This window comes from Alicyclobacillus vulcanalis (genome assembly GCF_900156755.1).
Taxonomy (GTDB): Bacteria; Bacillota; Bacilli; order Alicyclobacillales; family Alicyclobacillaceae; genus Alicyclobacillus; species Alicyclobacillus vulcanalis.
This window is the reverse complement of the sequence record NZ_FTOO01000009.1, coordinates 78,910-99,585: the sequence shown is the minus strand read 5'-3', so window position 1 is coordinate 99,585 and position 20,676 is coordinate 78,910. Positions and strand designations below refer to the sequence as shown.

27 protein-coding genes are annotated in these 20,676 nt (G+C 63.2%); 2 read left to right on the top strand and 25 right to left on the bottom strand.

The genetic code is table 11. The features are described 5' to 3' along the window. Positions 1-29: 29 nt before the first annotated feature. Both BW934_RS10980 and lspA read right to left on the bottom strand, forming a co-directional pair. Complete coding sequence (locus tag BW934_RS10980) at positions 30-974, bottom strand: RluA family pseudouridine synthase (protein ID WP_076348048.1); 945 nt, start codon at positions 972-974, stop codon at positions 30-32. A 15-nt stretch (positions 975-989) separates the two neighbouring features. After that, the gene (gene lspA, locus BW934_RS10975) at positions 990-1,460 is read right to left on the bottom strand and encodes a signal peptidase II (protein ID WP_076348046.1); all 471 of its coding nucleotides are present in this window, start codon (positions 1,458-1,460) and stop codon (positions 990-992) included. A gap of 91 nt (positions 1,461-1,551) precedes the next feature. Between lspA and comA the strand changes: the two genes are divergently transcribed. Beyond that, the gene (comA, locus tag BW934_RS10970; protein WP_076348044.1) at positions 1,552-2,361 is read left to right on the top strand and encodes a phosphosulfolactate synthase; all 810 of its coding nucleotides are present in this window, start codon (positions 1,552-1,554) and stop codon (positions 2,359-2,361) included. A gap of 19 nt (positions 2,362-2,380) precedes the next feature. On the opposite strand, the gene BW934_RS10965 is transcribed toward comA, so the two are convergent. Further along, on the bottom strand, positions 2,381-3,022 hold the full coding sequence (locus tag BW934_RS10965) for a TraR/DksA C4-type zinc finger protein (RefSeq protein WP_076348042.1): 642 nt from the start codon (positions 3,020-3,022) through the stop codon (positions 2,381-2,383). A 13-nt stretch (positions 3,023-3,035) separates the two neighbouring features. After that, positions 3,036-3,353, bottom strand: coding sequence for a DUF5665 domain-containing protein (locus BW934_RS10960; protein ID WP_234969741.1), 318 nt, complete (start codon positions 3,351-3,353; stop codon positions 3,036-3,038). 154 nt (positions 3,354-3,507) lie between these two features. Between BW934_RS10960 and BW934_RS10955 the strand changes: the two genes are divergently transcribed. Continuing rightward, positions 3,508-3,702 (top strand): hypothetical protein, encoded by a 195-nt coding sequence (locus BW934_RS10955; RefSeq protein WP_076348038.1) that lies wholly within the window; start codon positions 3,508-3,510, stop codon positions 3,700-3,702. Positions 3,703-3,745: 43 nt separating this feature from the next. Here the strand turns inward: BW934_RS10955 and BW934_RS10950 are convergent, their stop codons facing one another. The 21 genes from BW934_RS10950 to murB all read right to left on the bottom strand — a co-directional run bounded on the left by BW934_RS10950 (position 3,746) and on the right by murB (position 20,630). Then, the gene (locus BW934_RS10950) at positions 3,746-4,252 is read right to left on the bottom strand and encodes a DivIVA domain-containing protein (RefSeq protein WP_076348036.1); all 507 of its coding nucleotides are present in this window, start codon (positions 4,250-4,252) and stop codon (positions 3,746-3,748) included. 96 nt (positions 4,253-4,348) lie between these two features. Further along, positions 4,349-5,128 carry a YlmH/Sll1252 family protein gene (locus BW934_RS10945; RefSeq protein ID WP_076348034.1) on the bottom strand — a complete coding sequence of 260 codons (780 nt, stop codon included), beginning with the start codon at positions 5,126-5,128 and terminating at the stop codon, positions 4,349-4,351. A 13-nt stretch (positions 5,129-5,141) separates the two neighbouring features. Then, positions 5,142-5,423 carry a YggT family protein gene (locus BW934_RS10940; RefSeq protein WP_076348032.1) on the bottom strand — a complete coding sequence of 94 codons (282 nt, stop codon included), beginning with the start codon at positions 5,421-5,423 and terminating at the stop codon, positions 5,142-5,144. Positions 5,424-5,435: 12 nt separating this feature from the next. Beyond that, a complete protein-coding gene (locus tag BW934_RS10935; protein ID WP_076348030.1) occupies positions 5,436-6,125 on the bottom strand; it encodes a YggS family pyridoxal phosphate-dependent enzyme in 690 nt (229 codons plus the stop codon). Positions 6,126-6,128: 3 nt separating this feature from the next. Then, positions 6,129-6,917, bottom strand: coding sequence for a peptidoglycan editing factor PgeF (gene pgeF / locus BW934_RS10930; protein WP_076348028.1), 789 nt, complete (start codon positions 6,915-6,917; stop codon positions 6,129-6,131). Positions 6,918-6,964: 47 nt separating this feature from the next. Beyond that, positions 6,965-7,261, bottom strand: coding sequence for a YlmC/YmxH family sporulation protein (locus tag BW934_RS10925; protein ID WP_076348026.1), 297 nt, complete (start codon positions 7,259-7,261; stop codon positions 6,965-6,967). A gap of 53 nt (positions 7,262-7,314) precedes the next feature. Continuing rightward, the gene (gene sigG, locus BW934_RS10920) at positions 7,315-8,094 is read right to left on the bottom strand and encodes an RNA polymerase sporulation sigma factor SigG (RefSeq protein ID WP_076348024.1); all 780 of its coding nucleotides are present in this window, start codon (positions 8,092-8,094) and stop codon (positions 7,315-7,317) included. A 182-nt stretch (positions 8,095-8,276) separates the two neighbouring features. Continuing rightward, positions 8,277-9,026: an RNA polymerase sporulation sigma factor SigE gene (gene sigE, locus BW934_RS10915; RefSeq protein ID WP_076348022.1), complete on the bottom strand. Its 750-nt coding sequence runs from the start codon at positions 9,024-9,026 to the stop codon at positions 8,277-8,279. After that, entirely contained in the window at positions 8,923-9,942 is a 1,020-nt protein-coding gene (locus BW934_RS10910; RefSeq protein WP_076348020.1) for a sigma-E processing peptidase SpoIIGA, read from the bottom strand. Before BW934_RS10910 ends, sigE begins: the two co-directional genes overlap by 104 nt. Positions 9,943-10,280: 338 nt before the next feature. After that, a complete protein-coding gene (gene ftsZ / locus BW934_RS10905) occupies positions 10,281-11,420 on the bottom strand; it encodes a cell division protein FtsZ (RefSeq protein ID WP_076348018.1) in 1,140 nt (379 codons plus the stop codon). An 87-nt stretch (positions 11,421-11,507) separates the two neighbouring features. Next, positions 11,508-12,743 carry a cell division protein FtsA gene (gene ftsA / locus BW934_RS10900; protein ID WP_076348016.1) on the bottom strand — a complete coding sequence of 412 codons (1,236 nt, stop codon included), beginning with the start codon at positions 12,741-12,743 and terminating at the stop codon, positions 11,508-11,510. A 115-nt stretch (positions 12,744-12,858) separates the two neighbouring features. Next, on the bottom strand, positions 12,859-13,236 hold the full coding sequence (locus BW934_RS10895; protein WP_076348014.1) for a small basic family protein: 378 nt from the start codon (positions 13,234-13,236) through the stop codon (positions 12,859-12,861). Further along, positions 13,236-13,976: a DUF881 domain-containing protein gene (locus BW934_RS10890; protein ID WP_076348012.1), complete on the bottom strand. Its 741-nt coding sequence runs from the start codon at positions 13,974-13,976 to the stop codon at positions 13,236-13,238. The genes BW934_RS10895 and BW934_RS10890 overlap by 1 nt, the downstream gene beginning before the upstream one ends. Positions 13,977-13,981: 5 nt before the next feature. Next, positions 13,982-14,686 (bottom strand): DUF881 domain-containing protein, encoded by a 705-nt coding sequence (locus BW934_RS10885; RefSeq protein WP_076348010.1) that lies wholly within the window; start codon positions 14,684-14,686, stop codon positions 13,982-13,984. A 14-nt stretch (positions 14,687-14,700) separates the two neighbouring features. Next, positions 14,701-15,531, bottom strand: coding sequence for a cell division protein FtsQ/DivIB (locus tag BW934_RS10880; protein ID WP_076348008.1), 831 nt, complete (start codon positions 15,529-15,531; stop codon positions 14,701-14,703). Positions 15,532-15,566: 35 nt separating this feature from the next. Beyond that, on the bottom strand, positions 15,567-16,523 hold the full coding sequence (murA, locus tag BW934_RS10875) for a UDP-N-acetylglucosamine 1-carboxyvinyltransferase (protein ID WP_234969740.1): 957 nt from the start codon (positions 16,521-16,523) through the stop codon (positions 15,567-15,569). A gap of 57 nt (positions 16,524-16,580) precedes the next feature. Further along, positions 16,581-18,038, bottom strand: coding sequence for a recombinase family protein (locus tag BW934_RS10870; RefSeq protein WP_076348004.1), 1,458 nt, complete (start codon positions 18,036-18,038; stop codon positions 16,581-16,583). Continuing rightward, on the bottom strand, positions 18,035-18,193 hold the full coding sequence (locus tag BW934_RS15095; RefSeq protein WP_200805749.1) for a hypothetical protein: 159 nt from the start codon (positions 18,191-18,193) through the stop codon (positions 18,035-18,037). The genes BW934_RS10870 and BW934_RS15095 overlap by 4 nt, the downstream gene beginning before the upstream one ends. Positions 18,194-18,252: 59 nt before the next feature. Beyond that, on the bottom strand, positions 18,253-19,245 hold the full coding sequence (locus tag BW934_RS10865; RefSeq protein ID WP_076348002.1) for a YpdA family putative bacillithiol disulfide reductase: 993 nt from the start codon (positions 19,243-19,245) through the stop codon (positions 18,253-18,255). A 139-nt stretch (positions 19,246-19,384) separates the two neighbouring features. After that, positions 19,385-19,699, bottom strand: a complete 315-nt coding sequence (locus BW934_RS10860) for a UDP-N-acetylglucosamine 1-carboxyvinyltransferase (RefSeq protein WP_076348000.1) — start codon at positions 19,697-19,699, stop codon at positions 19,385-19,387. A gap of 13 nt (positions 19,700-19,712) precedes the next feature. Next, positions 19,713-20,630, bottom strand: coding sequence for a UDP-N-acetylmuramate dehydrogenase (gene murB, locus BW934_RS10855; protein ID WP_076347998.1), 918 nt, complete (start codon positions 20,628-20,630; stop codon positions 19,713-19,715). Positions 20,631-20,676: the final 46 nt, after the last annotated feature.

The window sequence follows — 20,676 nt, the reverse complement described above, 5'->3', positions numbered from 1 at the left end:
AAGTAGACTATCAGTTCGAAAGGTGGGTGTCAAGCACCCATGCGGCCCTGCCGCAGCCCTTCGAGCAGTTGGGCCATATCGGGCGGCACGGGGCTTTCAAATTGAAGCCAGCCGCCGTCAGGATGCGCAAACCCGAGCGTTCGCGCGTGGAGAGCCTGGCCTTGGATGGGCAGCGTATGGCGCGGGCCGTACACCGGATCCCCCGCGATCGGGTGGCCGATGGCCGCGAGGTGAACCCGAATCTGGTGCGTGCGGCCGGTTTCGAGGCGCAGGCGCAGGTACGTGTAGTTTGCGAACTGCTCGAGCACCTCGAAGTGCGTGACGGCACGCTTGCCGCCTGGCCGGACGGCCATGCGCTGGCGATCCGACGGATCTCGCCCGATGGGCATGTCCACCGTGCCCTCAGAATGGGGCAAGCGCCCGTGGGCGATGGCGACGTACTCGCGCTCTACGCGGTGCACGCGAAACGCATCGACCAACGCCCGATACGCGCGATCCGACTTCGCAAACACGACGAGTCCGCTCGTGTCCTTGTCAATTCGGTGCACCACGCCCGGCCGCATGGCACCGGCGAGACTGGACAGCTGGACGCCGCGCGCCAAAAGTCCATGGACGAGCGTGCCGCGCAGATGCCCAGCGCCGGGATGGACAACCACGCCGCGCGGCTTATCCACCACCAACACGTCGTCGTCCTCGTACACGACGTCAAACGGCACGCCCTCCTCGGGCACGAGTTGAACCGGCTCCTCCTCGGGCACGTCCACCTCGTACACATCCCCGGCTTCCACGGCATCGCTCGGCTTCAGCCGTCCGGGGCGCGCGCGGCGGATGCATCCGTCATCGAGCCACCGCTTGACCTGTGTCCTCGAGACCTCGATCTCGTCCTCCTGCAGTCGGTCGGTCAGCCAACGGTCAAGCCGCTCCCCTGCATCTTCCGCGCTCACCTCGTATTGCACATGGATGGCCGGTCTCATCACGTCCTCCTTCGATCAGTCGCGGGCATCGTTCCCGCCCCGAAAAGTGGAGAGAATCAAGAGCAGGACGCCGACGTCGATCGAGGCGTCCGCGAGGTTAAAGACAGGAAAATGGATCGTGTAGAAATACACGTAGTCGGTCACCGTGTGGGTCGGGGAAAAGACGCGATCGACCATATTGCCGAGCGCCCCGCCGAGCAGTAGACCCAGGCCGATCTGGGCCATGGGAGAGAGCTGAAATCGCGTATTCACGACGACGACCGCCGCCACGACGACGATGGCGACGAGCACAAACAGCCACACCTGATGAGGCAGCAGGCTAAACGCTGCGCCCGGATTTTGAATATGCGTGATTTCGACGACGCCCGGTAGGACCACGACGGCGCTGCCAATCGCCAATTTCGCGCGCACCCACATCTTGATGAGTTGATCGGCGACGAGCACGACCAGACCCACCGCATACAAGAGCCACTTCTTCGTCCCCACTCGACACGTCTCCCCGCAGGTCATCGCCTGCACCCTCTCGGACCGCCGTCGCATACCGTGAAAAGGCGGCACGTAAAGGGGTGTGAATACGGTGATTGTACCAGAGGGCGGCGCCTTCTCACAATTGATTGCACCGCCGCTTGGACCGCGGGACGCAAAGCCGCGCTCGAGCGGGATCACCATGGTGATCGATAAAGGCATGAACCTCATCGAGACCGAGCACTTTCTGTCCATGGCGGCGTCGACCGTGGATTTGTTGAAGCTCGGATTTGGGACGAGCGCCGTGTATCCCGAGTCGACGCTCCGGGCCAAACTCAGGCGTGCAGCGATGGCGCAGGTGACCACCTGCCCGGGTGGCACCCTGGGCGAGGTGGCTTGGACGCAAGGGGTCTTTCCGGCGTACCTCCGGCGCTGTCGAGAACTGGGGTTTGGCGCAATGGAGATTTCCGACGGCACCATCGTGCTTCAACCGGACGATCGCGCTCGCGCCATCGAAGCAGCCAAGCGTGTATTTCCTCTGGTCATCACCGAGGTCGGCAAGAAGTTGAGCCGGGAGATCGACCTCGTTGCTTGCGCCAAGGGCGTGATTCGCGACCTGGAGGCAGGAGCGGACTACGTCATCCTCGAAGGGCGGGAATCCGGCGAGGACGTCGGCATCTACGACGCGGGCGGCCACGTCATGGATGACCTCCTGACGGCCTTTGTCGACGCTCTGCCCCTGGCCGCGCGCCAGCGGGTCATTTGGGAAGCGCCCAAAAAGTCGCAACAGGTGGAGCTGATTCGGCGCTTCGGCCCCTCGGTCAACTTAGGCAACGTCCCGCCCGGAGACGCCATTGCACTCGAGTGCTTGCGGCTCGGTCTGCGCGCGGACACATTCGTGCTCTCACTCGGTGACAACTGAAGGGCGAGACGCGCGCCGATCAGGGCTCGTCGTAGTCGGTCAGTCGTTCAGCAGGAGACGGCAGCGTGCGCCGGTAGGCCTCCTCGGAGATGCCCTCGACCCACTCGACGTAGCCCGAATCGTCGTCCAGCTCCGGCTCGTCATAGTACGCGAGTCCGGTCTGTGGGCGGTCGTAGCGCATGACGTCCTGCAGGGCATCCTCGCCATCGTAGCCCGTCTCATCAGCGCCGTCCCGATTGAACTGGCCAAACGCGGGCGACAGCACGTCCTCCTCCACGGGGCGGCGCTCGGCCAGTTGGCGTTTCTCCAAGCGCCGCTGGCAGTCGACACAGCGCCTCGCGGTCGGCATGGCTTCGAGCCGATCGCGCGGAATGGCCTGCCCACAGTCGACACACCGCCCGTAAGTGCCGTCCTTAAGCCGCTCCAATGCGGCCTCGACATCCGCAAGCGCCCGCTCGTCCCGAAGCCGCTCTCCCATCGCCTGATTCCGAAGCGCGAGCTCTGTGGCGACATCTGCCGGGTGGTTGTCATACATCGAGAGTTCGGAGCATTCGTCCGGCATGGCTGCACCTAGGTCAGCCGAAGTCTCGCGCCCGCCGAGCCGAGTCTGAAGGTGCAGGCGCGCTTCTTCGAGCCGAGATCGAATGGCCTGTTCGTCCATGATGGCCCCTCCTTCAGTATGCAAATTGGCGCGCCTTCAGCTGGCCGTCCACGATTTGTACCAAGTCGGCGACCCACTTCCCGATCACCGGAAGATTGAGAAGCTCCAGCTGTTGCAGCACCAGAACCACGATCCCGGCGATGACGGTGAAGCCCAAGCCGATGCCCAGGCCGCGGAAGATGCCGCCGATGAAATTGAGCAGGGCCAGTCGCCACGGTGTCTGCAGCAAGTCCACATACGCCGCGAAGTTCACGCCTTCGAGGTATTCGGCCAACCTGAGCAGGCCTAGGTTTGTGAGCGTGTGACGCCGTTTGCGCCGATGCCACATCATCTTCACCATCCCGGGTGTGGAAGGTCTAGCGGTAGTGTGCCCGGCAAGGCGGGAACGATGTCATGGTGCGTGTTCACCAGTCTGTCATTGGTATTCCAGGCGTCTGTGTGTATGATGAATACCGGCAGGGTTGTTTCGACAGGAGAGATGAACAATGCGCAGAACATGGCTGCTCGCCGCTTCTTGGGCCATTCTGTGGATCGGCATCACGCTGTTCGCGGCGTGCTTTCTCGCCCGCGTGTGGCTCCAACTGGCTCTTCCTTACACCACGTACGTCGTGATCGACTCGTCGCTGGTCGCCTTCGGGCTTCTGCTCCTGTGGTATGCCGTCCGAAGCGAAAAAAAATAAGCCGACCTGCAAGGATCGGCCTCGGGTGCGCCGGACCGGCGCATCAGGCGAAATCGGGTTCTGCTGCCGCGACCTCTCGCCTCGCGAGTTCCCGCTCAAAGGACTCCCATTCGCCCGACTCCATCATCTCGAGCTGCGACTGGATGAGCGAGCGGAACCGCGCGCGGAAGATGGCCGCTTGCTTCTGCATCTCTTCAACCTCAAGCGCGACCTTGCGCGCCTTGTTCAGCGCCTCGCTGATGATCCGGTCCGCGTTCTTCTCCGCCTCGCGAATGATGAGCTGCGCTTCCTTCTTCGCGTTGGCCTTGAGCTCTTCCGCCGTTTCTTGAGCCACGAGGATGGACTTGCTCAAGCTCTCTTCGAGATTCTGATAATGCGCCAGCTTCTCGTTGAGCCGTTCAATTTCTTCCTCCAGCTGCTTGTTTTGGCGAATCAACGCCTCATAGTCCTGGATGACGCGTTCCAGGAAATCATCGACCTCATCCTCGTTGTACCCGCGCAGCGAGCGCCGGAACTCTTTATTGTGAATGTCGATGGGCGACAACGGCATCGCGAATCCCCCTCATCTCGACCACAGGCTTATGCAGGCCCCTCGTATGGGCAAAGGTTTGTCACCCTGCTATTCGACAGCAAGCGCCAAAATCCTTCACCCGGATGAGGGACGAGATCGCAAAACGCCCACGCGCACGATCCAGCGACCACGTTTGGATTGACCGACGGTCTCGATCACGCGCACGCGCCCAAATCCGCGGACCGACAACACGTCCCCCGGCCGTACTTCGGCGTCGGCCTCTGCCTCCTGATGGTTCAATTCGACGCGGCCGCTCGCGACGAGCGTCTGCGCGTCCTTGCGCGACAGGCGGCAGGCTTGGGCCACGATGGCGTCCATGCGGAGCGACATCACGGAGATGTCCCTCGGCTCGTAAGCCGGGGGCGGCAGATGCTGGACCTCGGCCACTTCGCGCACCCGTACAGGCACTCGGCCGACGCGCGACAAGCTGTCCATCAGATACCTCGTCAAAGGGCGTTCGACGAACACGTACGCCTCGGCGGGCGAAACCAGGGCGAGATCGCCCAAGGAGGCCCGCTTGAGGCCGAGGCCGAGCAGCGAACCCAACAGGTCGCCGTGCGCGAACGCGCCGCCCTGCGCCACGACTTGGAGCGCCTGAATCTCGAAGTCATCGGCGCGCACCGGCCACGGCTCCGGCAAGATGAGGAGCCGGACCCGCTCGGCCTCGGGGAACCCGCCGTGCGCCTCGACATGAAGGCCTGCCGCTCGCGCCACGCTTTCGGCAAGGTAACGCTCGCGCGGTGTGAGAAAATCGGTCAAATACGGCGCGTACGTCGCCTCGACCTGCCGCACCCAGTCCGAGGCGCGGCGGACAAACGGCTGCTCGGACGCGCGCACCCAACTGCCATCCGCCATCCAAGCGCCCCCCTCAGCTGGCTGTCAACTGCGTGAGTGTCGTATCCACGCCGGCCTCGACGATGAGGAATACCACGACGGCGGCGAGCCACGACACATCGACGGCCGTCCGCCCCAGGCGCAGCCGCGGGAGGTGGCGTCGAAACACCCAGAGGTAAGGCTCGCAGCACGCCGAAATGAACCGGCTCACCGCGTGCTGCTCTACGTTAGGCAGCATCTGGATGACGGCGCCCGTCATGAGCACGATGAAATAGATGGCAAACATCCATTGCACGGCGTCGGCCAAACCGTCCACACGTTCGCCCCCTCACGGATTGACGAGTTTGCGCCCGATGCGCACCAGGGTGGCACCCTCTTCCACGGCCACCTCAAAGTCGTCCGACATGCCCATGGAAAGATCGCTCAGCCCTTCGAGGGACAGGCGAGATTGGAGTTCGTCCCGCAGCTCGCGCAGCGCTGCAAAGACGGGTCGCGCGGCCTCGGGGTCATCGACGGCAGGCGCCATGGTCATCAGCCCGCGAACCGAAAGCCCTGGAAGCTCGCGAGCAAGCCGCAGAAGCGCCTCCGCTTCTTCAGGCGCCACACCGTGCTTCTGGGTTTCCCCGCTCACATTCACCTGGATGAGCACTTGAACGGTGACGCCACGCCTCACCGCCTCTTGGGACAGCGCACGAGCCAGTTCTGCGCGGTCCAGCGAGTGAACCCATCCGAAGCGCGGCACGACGTACTTGACTTTGTTGGTCTGCAGCGTGCCAATGAAGTGCCACTCGAACAAAGCCGCCGCCTCGTGCTGAAGCTTGTCCCGCGCGATTTGCCAGCGGTTCTCGCCCACATCGCGAATCCCCGCAGCGTGTAGCGCCGGCAGCACGTCAGGAGACGCGGTCTTCGTCACAGCTACGATGCGCACGCCCGCCGGATCGCGCCCCACGCGGCGACAGGCCGCCTCCACCCGCGCGCGAATCTCCCGCGCCCTCTCCTGCACGAATCCGTAGTCCACCGCTCATTCCCCCGTCTCAAGCGCGATCACGGCCATCTGCCGCCCAGCCCGCTCTCCCTCGCGCCGGTGCGAAAACAGATGCCGGTTGCGGCAAGACGTGCAGATGCCCGCGTCGTGGATGCGATCCGGCCGGACGCCGGCGTTCATCGCGCTCAGGCGGATCGCATGCGGCAGGCTAAACATATATTTTCCAGGCCGCCCGAACCGAGGCAACAGGGCGGGCGCGAGCGGCGTCCCCTGCACGCGTTCAGCCACGGCGTGGTCCACCTCATAACAGCAGCGGCGAATGCACGGGCCGATCGCGACGTGAAGATCGCCCGGATCCGTGCCGTACGCGTCGCGCATCCGCTCCACGGTGCGGGCGACAATCTCGTCCACGGTCCCCCGCCACCCGGAGTGGCACGCGCCCACCGCGCGTCGGACGGGATCGTACAGCAGAACCGGCGCGCAGTCCGCCACCAGGATGCCGAGCGCGAGGCCAGGGACATCGGTCACCATGCCGTCGGCCTCGACCGCAGACTCCTCCGGCGCATCCACGCGGATCACGCGGTCGCCATGCACTTGGCGCACGGTGCAGACGGCACAAGCCCCCATACCCGCCCGCTCCAACAGGCGCGCCCGGTTTTCCCTGGCCGCCTCCACTCCCAAGAGGCGCGCGGAGACGTCTGCGTCCGCGGCGGGCCAAGTATCCAGATGGCGAAAGAAAAACATGGCGCGCACACCCGGGCCCGCAAACGGCGGGCGAATCCCCAGGCCGCCATGTTGTCCAACGACGTCCGTCAGCAAGCGCATCCCTCCGCTCTCTATCATACCACGCGGCCGACGAGTGGCGTCACCCATCAGTACCCGCCCGTGCCTCGTTTGCCGGACTGCGGAGGGAGGTAGTATCCAGGTTCCCCGGGCGGACGCAGGTCCACGAGGATGACGTCCGCGCCGATCTTCACAATTTGACTCCACGGTATGATGTAATCCTGCGATCCGCCCACCATGCCAAAGAACTTGGTCTGGCCCGGAATGACAATCGCGCGAATGAGTCCGCTGTCGAGATCGATCTCCAAATCGCCGATGGTGCCGAGCCGCTTGCCGTCTTCGACGTTCACCACGTCCTTCGACTGAAGCTCAGAAATGCGCACCACGCCTATCCGCCTCCCATCGGTCCTATGTCATCCTATGACCGATGGCACGGCGATTACGACTGGATGTGTTTGTACATGCGGTGGATCGCGGCCTTTTCCAAGCGCGAGACCTGGGCTTGGGAGATGCCGATCTCGTCCGCCACCTCCATTTGCGTCTTTCCCTCGTAAAAGCGCTTTGCCAGGATCTTTTTCTCCCGATCCGACAGCTTTCGCATCGCCTCCCGCAGCGCGATGCCCTCGACCCACGCCGAGTCCTTTTCGCGATCATCGTGAATTTGATCCATGACGTAAATCGGGTCGCCGCCGTCGTGATAGATGGGCTCAAACATCGAGACGGGATCCTGAATCGCGTCCAGCGCGAAGACCACTTCTTCTTTCGGCAGGTTCATCTCGTTGGCGATCTCGACGATGGATGGTTCGCGAAGATGCTTGGACGCGAGCATGTCGCGAACCTGGAGCGCTTTGTACGCAATGTCGCGGAGGGAACGGCTGACGCGAATGGGATTGTTGTCCCGCAAATACCTGCGGATTTCCCCGACAATCATCGGGACCGCATAGGTGGAAAAGCGCACGTTCTGGCTGAGGTCAAAGTTGTCGATGGCCTTCATCAAGCCAATACAGCCGACCTGAAACAAGTCGTCCACGTATTCCCCGCGGTTGTTGAATCGCTGAATCACGGATAAGACCAAGCGCAAGTTGCCGTTGACCAGCTTTTCGCGCGCCGAGGTGTCCCCCGCGCGAAGTTGTTCGAACAGCTCGCGCATCTGAGCATTGGTCAGAACGGGAAGCTGAGAAGTGTTGACGCCGCAGATCTCCACCTTGTTGCGCTTCAAAGAAGTCCCCCCAAGTCTGCTCGTCATACACGTGTGTACATATATCCCAAAATTCGTCTTAAGTATGTCCTGACTTGGACAGGTTATGCAGGGACGAAGGCGCGACAAGGCGGCGCACCGATGCGCCGCCCGAGGTGCGGGGTCGAGTCTGTCGAGTGCGGGGATGGCCTCGAGGATCCGCTTCACATCATTTTGTTGAATTCCCGCTGCAGCCGCTTGAGGATGCGCTTCTCCAGACGCGATATGTAGGATTGAGAAATGCCGAGCAGATCAGCCACGTCCTTTTGCGTCATTTCTTGCCCTGTGCCAAGGCCAAACCGAAGCTCCATGATGGTTCGTTCCCGCTCGCTCAGCTTGTCGAGGGCGTCGTAAAGCAGTTCTCGGTCCACCTCGTCCTCGAGATTCCTGTAAATGGTATCCGAGTCGGTGCCCAGGACGTCCGACAAAAGGAGCTCGTTCCCGTCCCAGTCCACGTTCAGCGGCTCGTCCAGCGACACTTCGGCGCGCAGCTTGTTGTTGCGGCGCAGGTACATCAGGATTTCATTCTCGATGCACCGGGACGCGTAGGTCGCGAGCTTAATCTTCTTGGACGGATCGAACGTGTTGACCGCCTTGATGAGGCCGATGGTCCCGATGGAGACGAGATCCTCAATGTTCACGCCCGTGTTCTCGAACTTGCGAGCGATGTAGACGACGAGGCGCAGGTTCCGCTCGATGAGCATCGACCGGACGGACGGATCGCCCGAGGGAAGCCGCTCAAGAAGATATTGCTCCTCCTCCTTGGTGAGCGGCGGAGGCAGGGCCTCGCTGCCGCCGACGTAATAGACCTCATCCGGCTGGCCCAGGAGGCGAATCCGCAGGCGGATGTAAAGGAGGCGAAGCCGAAGGAGCGCGAGGCGGCGCTTGGTCTCGAAAAGCTGGAACGCGTACATCGTCATCCACTCCATTCATGACTTCTGGGTGCAAGATGGCTTGAAACGTTCCATCCGCGCTGAGCACACCGGGAAACACTGCAAACAGGCTGTCCGCGCCTCGGATGCGCGAGCCATCCGCCTGCACCAGGTACACCGCCTTAGGTCGAAGCGCCACGGTCAGTCCGCGGCCAGAAGCCCCTTGGAAGGGGACGATGGCAAATCGAGTGCCTGGCAGCGCTTCGGTCAGAGCGTCGAGCACGTCCTGACCGCGAGCGACCCGCTCCCGGACCGCGTCGGGAAAGGCGGGCATGATGACTTCGGCGTCCATCAGCGATACCGGGCGTTTGGACACCGGGTCGGAGAGCGCGTTGCCTGTGTCGACCAGCGCGCGGCAGCGAACCACGTGTTCATCGAACTCCACTTCCAGGTCCACCAGTGAAGCGTCGATGCGCGCATCCTTGCGCAGCCTGGCTGCAAGGCGCTTCAGCCCCTCCAAGGCGAGCGGCAACCCGACCATCAGCCCGAGCGTCTCGCCCGACGTCGCGAACGCCACGCCTCGGTTGCTCCACAGCGCATGATTGAGTGTCGTACCCGGCAGGGCGAACCGGGCCGCCACACTCGCCCCTGCGACGACAAACGAGACGAGGTAGTAGATGCCGACCAGGCGGGCGAGATCGACCGCGTTGCGGTGTGGAAGGGCGATCCACACCATGAGCACCGACACAAGCGCCTTGCCAGGCCATGTGGTGGCAGGGGACAAGGCGGGAACGAAGAGCGCGAGCGCGTAGGTCGCACCCAGCAGGGCACCCATCAGCAGCCGCTTCCACCGGGGGCGGCGCTTCATCAGCCAACCCGTCGTCCAGAGCAACGCGAAGTCCATGATGAAGTTGACCATCCAGACGATGTCGATGTAGACCACCGGCAGGGCCTGCACACCATCACCTCTGGGGCAAGACGGCGTGTCCGATCCGACGACCCGCACGTCCAGAACGATCACACCGCATCGTTTGGATGAAAGTATATTGGATTTCTATTACGAAGCCTGTCGGAACTTGACGGTGAGCTCGTAGACTTTTTTGGGGAACTCCGTCGAGGGGTGTAGAAGCCAACGGATGAGGCCCGCGGGAATCGCGACCTGGCGCATCCGGGAAACACGTTCGAGGGGCGAGCCGCGCCGGCCGGCCCGGGTGCAGTGCGAATCCCTGCATTTCGCATCACAAAAGGCCCGCCGACGATGGCAGGCCCCTTGCTTATGTGCAAACTTGGCTCGAGTTATCGATCCCGTCCGAAGCGGCTGTTCTGACGGCGCATGAACGCCGGAATTTCCCACGGATTTCCCGTGTTTGGCACGTTCAACACGGGATCCTGAGCCGAGGGATGGCGCTGCACGGTTCCGCGCACGACGTTTTCATGCGCATCTTGATGCACGTGATTCTGCCGTGGCGATTGCTGCTGATGGCTGCCGTCAAACCCCGTGGCAATGACCGTCACCACAATCTCGTCTTCCAAATTCGGGTCAATCGCCGCGCCGAAAATCATGTTGACGTCCGGGTCTGCCGTCATGGACACGATATCGGCGGCCTCGTTGACCTCCCACAGGCTCAGATTCGTGCCACCGGCGACGTGCATCAGAATGCCCCGCGCACCGTCGATGGACGTCTCCAGGAGCGGCGAAGAGATGGCTTTTTTCGCGGCCTCGGCCGCGCGGTTCTCGCCGGAGGCGATGCCGATGCCCATCAGCGCCGAGCCCCGCTCCGTCATGATGGCCTTCACATCCGCGAAGTCCACGTTGATGAGGGCCGGCGTCGCGATGAGGTCGGAGATGCCCGACACACCCTGGCGCAGCACGTTGTCCGCTTCGCGGAACGCCTCCAACACCGGCGTGTTTCGGTCCACGATCTCAAGCAGGCGATCGTTTGGAATGACGATGAGCGTGTCCACCTTCTGCTTCAGCTCGTTGACGCCCTGCTCGGCTTGAATCATCCGCCGGCGCTGCTCGAAGCGGAACGGCTTGGTCACGACGCCCACCGTGAGCGCGCCGAGTTCCTTGGCGATCTCGGCAATGACGGGCGCCGCCCCCGTTCCCGTGCCGCCCCCCATGCCCGCGGTGACAAACACCATGTCCGCGCCCTTCAGCGCGTTGGCCAACATCTCGCGGCTCTCCTCCGCGGCCTTCTTGCCAATCTCCGGATTTGCCCCCGCACCCAGTCCGCGGGTCAGCTTTTCGCCAATCTGGAGCTTGGTCTCGGCCTTCGACAGCTTGAGTGCCTGGGCATCCGTGTTGACGACGATGAACTCCACGCCCTTGACGCCCGATTCGATCATCCGGTTTACCGCATTGCACCCGCCGCCGCCGACGCCGATCACCTTAATATTGGCAAGGGAATCCGTTTCGAAATCAAATTCCAGCACTGTGGGTCCTCCTAATCTCTTTGGCTCCGCACTTCCCCTGCGACAGTATGGTGTCAGCGCGCACGTGCGCGCACACACCGGCCGACATCACACGAAATCGCGCAGCCAATCTTTGATTCGTGCAAATACGCCGACGTGATTGGACGAACGAACCTGACGAGCGCCCGAGTTGTAGTCGGCCGAGCTCGGCCGAAGCCCCGTGCGCGCAGCGTAGACAATCATGCCGACGCCGTTCACGAAGGACGGATCCCGCACGCCGAGGAACTCCGGAACGGCAATTCGCACGGGCGCTTGCAGCTCTTCTCCGGCCAACTCAGCCGCCGATGGCGTCGACATCACGCCCCCGTGAAACACGTAACCCGCGGGCAACTCGTCGGCGTACCCCATCTTTTCTACTTCTTTTCGCACTAAGCCGAATATCTCCTGCATGCGAGGCTCAATGATGGTGGCGAGATCGTACTGCGTGAACTCTGCCTCCTTGTTGCTGCCCATGCGCGGCACGCGAAACGTCTCGTGCTCAGAGGCCTGCTCCACCATCGCGCACGCGTGGCGAAGCTTGACTTGTTCGGCCGCGACCGTGTTGGTCCGCAGGCCGATGGCGATGTCCTGGGTCACGTAATCGCCGCCGATGGGAATGATGCTCGTGCCCATCAACACGCCGTTGGCAAACACGCTGACCGACGTCACGCCCGCGCCCACGTCGACCAGGGCGACGCCCAGCTTGCGCTCATCCTGGGTCAGCGCGACCTGGCTCGCCGCCATGGGCGCGAGCACGAGGTTTGCCACTTCCAGTCCGGCCCGCTCCACGCAGCGAACAATGTTGTGAATGGCGGTACGGCTTCCCGTGATGAGGTACGCATCCACTTCAAGCCGCACGCCGAGCATCCCGCGCGGATCCATGATGCCGCGCAGGCCGTCAACGACAAACTCCTTGGCAACGACGTCAATGACCTCGCGTTCCGGAGGCAGCGCCACGACTCGCGCTTGCTGCAAAACGCGTTCAATATCTTCATCCGTGATTTCGCGATCCGCCGAGGAAACCGCGACCACCCCATGCGAGCTGTGCAGCTGAATGTGTTCCCCGGAAATGCCGACGTACGCCGATGGGATGCGGATACCCACCATGCGCTCGGCGTGATCGACCGCTTCACGGATTGAATCAACGGTTTTGTCAATATCGACAATCGCACCGTGGCGCAGTCCCTGACTCGAGGCGGAGCCCACTCCAATGATGTTCAAGTTGTTTCCGGTCGACTCTCCGATGATGACCCGCACCTTCGAAGTGCCGATGTCTAGACTGACGATGTAGTCCTCCTTGGCCAACCGAGTGGCACCTCCCTAGAGCGCCCGTGACTGCGATTCTTGATCTACTTCCACACGGATTTCGACAATCCTCTAGCGCTGGCGAAAAATCTTTGATTTCCAGAAATTCTCCCCGTCAGTCCTTGCTGGACGCCACGCGGCGTGCCACTCGGCGTTGGCGAATGAGCGTAAACACGTGGCGGCGAATGACGGCGATGTTCTGGAACAACCGGACGCCAAACGCGACGACCGCGGCCAGATACAGGTCCACGCCGAGCTGGTTGCCGATATAGGCCAACAGCGCGGCGACCAGGGTGTTGGTGAAAAAGCCGGACAGAAATACGGCGCTGTCAAACGTCTTGTCGAGGCTCGCGCGGATCCCGCCGACCACAGTGTCAAGCGCGGCGAGAATGGCGATGGACAGGTAGCTCGTGAACGCCACAGGAATCACGACGTTGGTCACCAGCCCAAGGGCCACGCCCACCGCCAAGCCCAATATCGGCAGCCAGTACATCAGCCGCTTCCCTCCTTCGCGTATTGCCCAGGCAACGGGCCGGTGTAGGGCGGCACCGTCACGCCGTGAGACGAGGTGTAAGCGCGCACGATGAAGTCTTCTCCCATCGCCTCAAAGTACCCTTGCAGCACGTTGACGGAAAGCCCAGTTTCCATCTGTTGGACGTTGCCGACGGCCTGAATGACATACGGCTGTTCGATGGGCCGCCCGTTGACGTGCACGCTGCCGATGCCGTTGACCGCGACGAGACGGATGGAAGACGTGCCGACGAGCCGCTGCCCGTTGATGGCGATGGCGGTGGCGCCGTTGCCAAACAGCACGTTGACCACCTCGTCCAACCACTGATCGGCCTGCTGGGGAAAGAGCGCCATCTGCGCAGGGCTCGCGCCGAGCTTCGCGTCCGGCTGGATCGTGATGGTGATCCCTGGGCCGCTGACGGAGGTGAGACCCGCCTCCGACGCCAGCTGACGCTCGTCCCTCGCCAGCACCTGACGGAGCTCCTTCTGACTTCCGCTCGCCGCGCGATACTCCGCCAGCTGAGCCTCGAGTTTGGAGATCTGCTGCTCGAGCAGGATGTGTTCCTGCGCCTGCTCCGACACCTGCGTGCGGAGATCAATATAACTGGTGTTTCCTGATCCGACGGGCGCCTCCGCCGTCAAATCGACCGTCACCATGAAGCCCAGCGCCGCCACCGTCGCGGTCGCCACCCAGACCAGGCTTCGGTTGGAGCGAGCTGGCATCTGCGTCACCCCTGCAATGAATTGGTGTAGGCGGGAATGTGAAGGTCGTTCTCCACCTCAGGTGTCGAAACCTGGAGTCCTTCCTGCCGCATCGCGTCCAAAATACCGCCCTGAATCTCGAGCGCAGACGACAGCACGGCCGGATCGCCAATGGCCGTCACGGTGAACGGCGCCCCCAGGCGGTGCCCATTCACGGAGACCACAGGCCCCTGGCATTCGATAGAAGCGGTGGCAAGCACGCGGTAGTCATTGATGGCAACGGCTTCCGCGCCCGCCGTGAACAGTTCATTGACCAGGTTGCGGAGCGTCCAATCGTGCGCGAGGATCTGCTCGACGTCGCTTCCGCCCGCGCTGCCGTCGTTGACCGTCACCTGGATGCCTGGCCCGTGCACGGGGGTGAGGCCCGCGAGAATGCGCTCACCTGTCATGCGCTGCTCGAGAGCTTGGACCGAGTCGTTCGATCCGGCCGAAATCTGTTCGAACTGCGTGATGTCCTGCGTCAACGAGGCGAGTTGTTCTTGCGCCTCCGCGTTCGACTGCTTTAACTCGTTCAGCCGCTCGGCCAGCTGGCGGTTGACCGCGGAGTTGCCATCGACGAGCACGCCGAGCGCGGCCGCCGCATGATTCTGACGGTAACTGACCGTCATCATATACCCCAGGGCGACAGCAACCACCGTGAGTGATGCGACAACGCGTCTCTGCGCGTTCACAAACACCCTCCTTCTCAGGGTTGAGACGATCCGTTCGGGCTTGTCCCATCCGCCGCCCCGTTTGTCGCGGACGCCGCGGGAGCTCCTTGATGTCCCCCGGATGTGGACGAGAACGGCGTGTAGCGATACGGCGGCGGGCCGGTGAAGTCGATGAGGCCCGGGCGATAGCCTTTCTGCATGAAGTACTGAACGGTTGGCGGAATGGCAGCCATGGCACCGCGCAAATCGGATGTGGCGGCGAGGACCTCGAAATCGTTGTTGAGGTACAGCGTGACCGTGCCGTCTCCGTTCACGTGAATTTCGGACACACCGGTGAGTTCACTCGCCGGCACCGAGGCCAACGCTCGGCAGACGGACGAAATCGCGGCGCCAGCCATCTGATGGACCGAGAGTACGGGCGCCTGCCCCGTTACGATGGGGTACGGAAGTCCGGCAGCCGACGGGATTTTTTGATACACGTAGCCGTTGGACATGAGCTCGAAGAACCCGTTGTGTGCGGCATAGACGGCGACCACGTCCCGCTCGTGCACATCGATGGACACGGTTCCGGACGGCCAGGCGACCGAAACGACCGCCCGATCCACCATGGGCACGTGCGCGACAATCGCCGCGGCCGCCTTTTTTCGATTGACCTGCCAGAGGCTCTCGCCGTAGGAAATCCCGCTGGCGGCGACAATCTGCGCCATCGGGACCGTCGTGTTGCCGTTCACGCGGACGTGGCGCACGCGGGCAAGCGGCGACTCCAACACCGCGACAAGTCCGATGAACGCGAAGAAGCTCACCACAATGCGCCGATTTCTCGCCTTTCGACGTTCGCGCTCTTCTGCCGTTTCCTGTCGTGGCATGCTTTCACGCCTTTCGCCGCCTGTGCGCCTCCCCTTCACTCGGCGCCCTGCACACGCGCGACGCGCGCGCCGAGCGCCCGAAGGAGGGAAGCCATGTCTTCATAGCCGCGGTCGATGTGCCGCAATCCCTCGACCTCTGTGACGCCGTGCGCTGCGACCCCAGCCACGACGAGCGCCGCGCCCCCGCGGAGATCGGCAGCGGCCACGCGCGCCCCCGACAATCGCGGCACGCCGCGCACGATGGCGGTTCGCAAATCCACCGATACGTTGGCGCCCATTCGCACCAGTTCATCCACGTGCTTGAAGCGAGCTTCAAATACGCTCTCCTGGACGATGCTCGTGCCCTTGGCTATGGTTAAAAACGCCATGAAAGGCGCTTGAAGATCCGTCGGAAACCCTGGATAGGGCGCAGTGCGAATGTCGACAGCGGATGGGGTTTCCTCACAGATAACAGAGATTATATCATGGTCGACCTCGGTGCGAACACCCGCGTCGCGCAGCTTCTGCAGCACGACGCCCAGATGATCGGCGCGCGCGCCCACGAGCCGCACCTCGCCACCGGCTGCGGCGACCATCGCCATGACCGTGCCTGCCACAATGCGGTCGGGAATCACGGTGTAGGACGCCTCCGCCAGCCGGGATCGCCCACGCACCTCGATACGCCCGGTGCCCGCGCCGCGGACGTCCGCGCCACAGGCGATGAGGAAGTTCGCGAGATCCTCGACCTCGGGCTCACGCGCGGCGTTTTCGATGACCGTCGTGCCGTCGGCCAGCGTGGCGGCCATGAGCAGATTTTCCGTGGCGCCGACGGACGGAAAGTCGAGCACGATGTGCGTGCCGACCAGCCGCTTGGCATGGCAGCGAATCAGCCCGTGCGACTCCTCGATGCGCGCGCCGAGCGCCCTCAGCCCCCGCAGGTGAAAGTCAATCGGGCGCTGCCCAATGACACATCCGCCCGGCTTCGAGACCGTCACTTCGCCGCAGCGCGCCATGAGGGGCCCCATCAGGAAGATGGAGGACCCCATGATCCGCCATAGACGTCTGGCGCATCACTCGAGGCGCAGGACGAGATCGACGTCGACTTCGCGCGAGCGCTTGGGCCGGTACACGCGCACCTCGTGGACGGCGGCGAGGAGCAAGGCGCGCTCCAGGTCGACGTCATCCGTCAGGCGCGTGCACACCTCGCGCACCCACTCGCTCCACACTTCCGGCCTCGCGAAGTCGCGAGCGCGTTGCTCCCTTTCCCGGCAGTCCTCGAGCACCGCCAGAAGCCGGCGCTGCTCCTGTGCAAAGGCCTCTTGGGACATCACGCCCGACGCCAACGCCTCCGCAATTCTGCTGAGCTGGGTGAGCGCGACCCGGCGCTTCCGCTTCGCGAGCCGCAATTCGTCCGAGACGGCGTGCATTCGGTACGCAGAGGCGACCTGCTCCAGATCAGGCCGAACGCGGCGGAGGATTTCCTCGACCACGAGGCGCTCGATCTCGGCCGCATCCACCTGGTTCGGCGTACACCCTCCGCCCGTGACGTAGCGGCCGCACCGATAAATGGGGACTTTCTGGCGCTCGCCAGCTTGCCGCTTGACCTGCCAGCCGGCGTACATGGCACTCCCGCAGAAGCCGCAGCGCAAAAGCCCGGCGAGGGGGCGCTTCGAGCCCTGCGATCGCGGCGACAAGTCGCGGCGCCTCTCCAGAAGTCGCCGAATCGCGTCGAAGTCGTCTCGGCTGAGGATGGGCTCGTGAGCCCCCTCCACGCACACCCATTCGGACGGCTGGCGCTCCCTCCGCCTGCCGCCCTGCGTCTTCCGCCGATTCCAAACGGCGATGCCCGCGAGCGCAGGGTTGGTGAAAAGCGTTCGCACCGTGCGATCCGTCCATAGCCTCCCGGTCTTTGTGCGAACCCCAAGCGCGTTGAACTCCATGGCCACGTCGCGCGGGCTGGCTCCGCTGAGCAGCAGGCGCGCCCCCTCTCTCACCCAGCGCGCCTCGCGCGGGTTCGGCGTCAACCGGCCGCCTTCCAGGCAGTATCCGAATGGGGGCTTGGTCGCCAGCTCGCCCCGCATCGCCAGCGCCATCAGGTTTTCATGCACGCGCTCGGCGATCATCTCGCGCTCGAACTCGGCGATGACGGAAAGCATTTGCGCGACGAGCCTGCCCATCGCCGTGGAAATCTCGAAATTTTGCCTCGTGGACCGATAAAACACACCGTGGAGGTTCATCTCTTCGACCAGGCGCGCAAAGTCGGCGACGCTCCGCGTCAGACGGTCGATGCGCGTGGTGACCACGCCCGACACCTTCCCCGCCCGAATGTCGGACCGCAGGCGATCCATCGCTGGGCGGTGCAACGATTTGCCGGAGTAGCCGTCGTCACAGTACAACGCATAGCGATCAAATCCGTGCGTGTGTGCGTACGCCACGAGCTGCTCCTCTTGCTCTCTCAGGCTGTGACCCGAAACCGCCTGCTCTTCGGTGGAGACGCGGATGTAGAGCGCCAAGTGTCGCTCGCTCACTCCTCGTTCACCCGCCTGCCCCAGTGGGCGAACACGCGCTCGACGAGCGGCCGAGCGATGGCCAGCAGGCGATTTGCGACCTGCGCCTCCACGTCCTCGGCCGGCACCCGTTCCTGTCGCCCCTCGTCCCACACGTATACGGCGCGTATGCGCATGACGATCCCCTCCCGACAGACCGATATGCGGGACGGGTTGACCATCTTGCCGAACGAGCTTAGCCCACGCGCGCCTGTTGACGGGCCGCAATGGCCTCAGCAATGAGCGGCGCCTGCAGGCGGCCGTTCTCGATGAAGATGCGGTTTGCGTCGTAGCCGGACACGACCACGCCGGCGACAAACAGCCCCGGCACGTTGGTCTCGAACGTCGACTCGTCGTGCATGGGGATGCCCGTTTCTCGCTCGATCTCGACGCCCATTCTTTCGAGAAACGAAGTGTCTGGGTGATAACCGGTCAGGGCCAGGACGTGATCGCAGGGGATCTTCAAGGGCCCGTCCGCCGTGTCGACGGACACGTCGTCTGGCGTGATTTCCGTCACGCGCGATTGGAAATAAACGTCGATGGCCCGCTTGTCGATGAGGCTCTGGATGTCGGGCTTGACCCACGGCTTGATCTTGTCCGACATGGCCGAACCCCGGTGCACGAGCGTGACGGAGGCGCCGATCCGATGCAGGTCAATGGCGGCCTCTGCTGCGGAATTCGTCCCCCCGATGACCACCACGCGCTGACCATAGTACGGGTGCGCATCGCGGTAGTAGTGACTGACGTGCGGAAGGTCTTCCCCTGGCACGCCGAGCAAGTTGGGGTGATCAAAGTAACCCGTCGCCACAATGACGGTCCTCGCCTCCGTCTTGCGCATCCGCCCGGAGCGTGTGCGCGACACAAGGCAAAACGCACCGTCTTTATCCAACCGTTCGACGGAGAGGACTTCCTCGTACTGGCGCAACGGCAAACGCAACCGATCGACGACCGTCCTGTAGTACGTCAGGGCCTCCATGCGCGTCGGCTTGGCTCGTTCGGTGTAAAACGGGATGCCGCCTATCTCCAGCCGCTCGGGCGTCGAGTTGAACACCATCTGCGTCGGAAATCGGTAAATCGTGGATACGATACACGCCTTTTCGATCACGACATGGGAAATGCCGCGCCGCTTCAGCTCGACGGAGACCGCCAAGCCGCATGGGCCGGCACCGATGATACACGCTTCCAACATGGCCCTCGCTCCTAGCGAAAATCTCATCTGTGAATCTCTGGACCTCGCCATTATACCACGGTGCGGCGCGTGAGAACGGGAGAGAACGCGCGGGGAGGGATAGAAGCGGCGAAGAGAGGAACGTGCGAGCGCCGTCGCGTCAAGCCGCCGAAAAGAGCGGATTGCGACACATGGGGGACCTCATCTTCTGCATGAGATGAGCAGGGACCTGGGTGGATGAAAGCGTCGAAGCGTCGACGGTCACGGTGCCAGCGGCAAACGACACCTTCGCGCCGAGGCTTCGCAGAATATCGAGCATCACGCGTACATCTTCGAGGTCAGGAACATGGTTCACGACCGAACGCCCTGCCACCATGACCGTGGCGGCGAGGACTGGAAGCGCGGCATTTTTCGCGCCCGCAATCCGCACTTCTCCGGAAAGCGGCACGCCGCCCTCAATGCGCAGACATTCCATCGTCCGCACCTCCTCACAAAGGTTCGCCAAGAACGCGCACCTCGGTCTCGAGCTGAATGCCAAATCGCTCCCTCACGACCGCCTGCGCGTGTCGGATGAGCCACAGCACGTCGCTCGCCGAGGCATTGCCCAGGTTGATGATGAAGTTCGCATGCTTGTCGCTGATCATCGCCTGGCCTCGCACGAGGCCCTTTAACCCTGCCTCTTCGATTAACCTTGCCGCGTGTGTTCCCTCTGGGTTGCGAAAGACAGATCCGCAGTTGGGAAAGCTGAGCGGCTGGGTCGCGATGCGGCGCTGCGACCACTGGCGGACCAAGCTCCGCATCTCATCGCGCTGGCCTGGCCGTAGCTGAAATTTCGCCCAGGTCACAATCCCGAAGCGGTCTTTGAGGACGCTGTACCGATATCCAAAGTGGAGATCGCGGTTTGACAGGCGAGTGACGGCGCCGGTCTCGTCCATGACTTCGGCCCAGTCGAGCACCTCGCACGTCTCCCGACCGTAGGCGCCCGCGTTCATCATGACCGCGCCCCCCACAGAGCCGGGAATGCCCGTCGCAAACTCGAGCCCACTCAACCCATGGCGGATGGCGATATTGGCGAGCGCCACGTAGGACCGGCCTGCCATGGCGTAGACGGCGCATTCCTCCTCATGGACCTCGTAGTGCGCGAACGCATCGTGCAGCTTGATCACCAGGCCGCGAATCCCGCCGTCAAGGACCAGCGTGTTGGAGCCTCGGCCAATGACGGTGATCGGCAGGCCGTGATCGCGCGCGGCGGACACGCTCGCGCGAAGGGCGTCGACGGAATCTGGTTCGACAAAGTAGTCGGCAGGTCCGCCGATGCGCCACGTGGTGTGTCGCTTCATCGGCTCCCCGCGGATCACCTTGACGCCTTCGCCCGCGAGGCGTTGCACAAACGAGTCGTCATGCATGTCGAGTCCTCCATCAGCTTTGACGAGTTCACCTACCGCACCGCCG

Coding starts and splice junctions, on each gene's coding strand:
- BW934_RS10965 (WP_076348042.1), bottom strand. CDS start 3,022: ATGGACGAACAGGCCATTCGATCTCGGCTCGAAGAAGCGCGCCTGCAC.
- BW934_RS10950 (WP_076348036.1), bottom strand. CDS start 4,252: ATGCCGTTGTCGCCCATCGACATTCACAATAAAGAGTTCCGGCGCTCG.
- BW934_RS10890 (WP_076348012.1), bottom strand. CDS start 13,976: ATGCCAGCTCGCTCCAACCGAAGCCTGGTCTGGGTGGCGACCGCGACG.
- murB (WP_076347998.1), bottom strand. CDS start 20,630: ATGCATGACGACTCGTTTGTGCAACGCCTCGCGGGCGAAGGCGTCAAG.
- BW934_RS10895 (WP_076348014.1), bottom strand. CDS start 13,236: ATGTACTGGCTGCCGATATTGGGCTTGGCGGTGGGCGTGGCCCTTGGG.
- BW934_RS10865 (WP_076348002.1), bottom strand. CDS start 19,245: ATGTTGGAAGCGTGTATCATCGGTGCCGGCCCATGCGGCTTGGCGGTC.
- murA (WP_234969740.1), bottom strand. CDS start 16,523: ATGGCGCGCTGCGGCGAAGTGACGGTCTCGAAGCCGGGCGGATGTGTC.
- BW934_RS10980 (WP_076348048.1), bottom strand. CDS start 974: ATGAGACCGGCCATCCATGTGCAATACGAGGTGAGCGCGGAAGATGCA.
- sigE (WP_076348022.1), bottom strand. CDS start 9,026: ATGTACGCGTTCCAGCTTTTCGAGACCAAGCGCCGCCTCGCGCTCCTT.
- BW934_RS10860 (WP_076348000.1), bottom strand. CDS start 19,699: ATGGAATGTCTGCGCATTGAGGGCGGCGTGCCGCTTTCCGGAGAAGTG.
- BW934_RS10880 (WP_076348008.1), bottom strand. CDS start 15,531: ATGCCACGACAGGAAACGGCAGAAGAGCGCGAACGTCGAAAGGCGAGA.
- BW934_RS10955 (WP_076348038.1), top strand. CDS start 3,508: ATGCGCAGAACATGGCTGCTCGCCGCTTCTTGGGCCATTCTGTGGATC.
- BW934_RS10945 (WP_076348034.1), bottom strand. CDS start 5,128: ATGGCGGATGGCAGTTGGGTGCGCGCGTCCGAGCAGCCGTTTGTCCGC.
- BW934_RS15095 (WP_200805749.1), bottom strand. CDS start 18,193: ATGCGCATACGCGCCGTATACGTGTGGGACGAGGGGCGACAGGAACGG.
- pgeF (WP_076348028.1), bottom strand. CDS start 6,917: ATGCGCTTGCTGACGGACGTCGTTGGACAACATGGCGGCCTGGGGATT.
- BW934_RS10960 (WP_234969741.1), bottom strand. CDS start 3,353: ATGATGTGGCATCGGCGCAAACGGCGTCACACGCTCACAAACCTAGGC.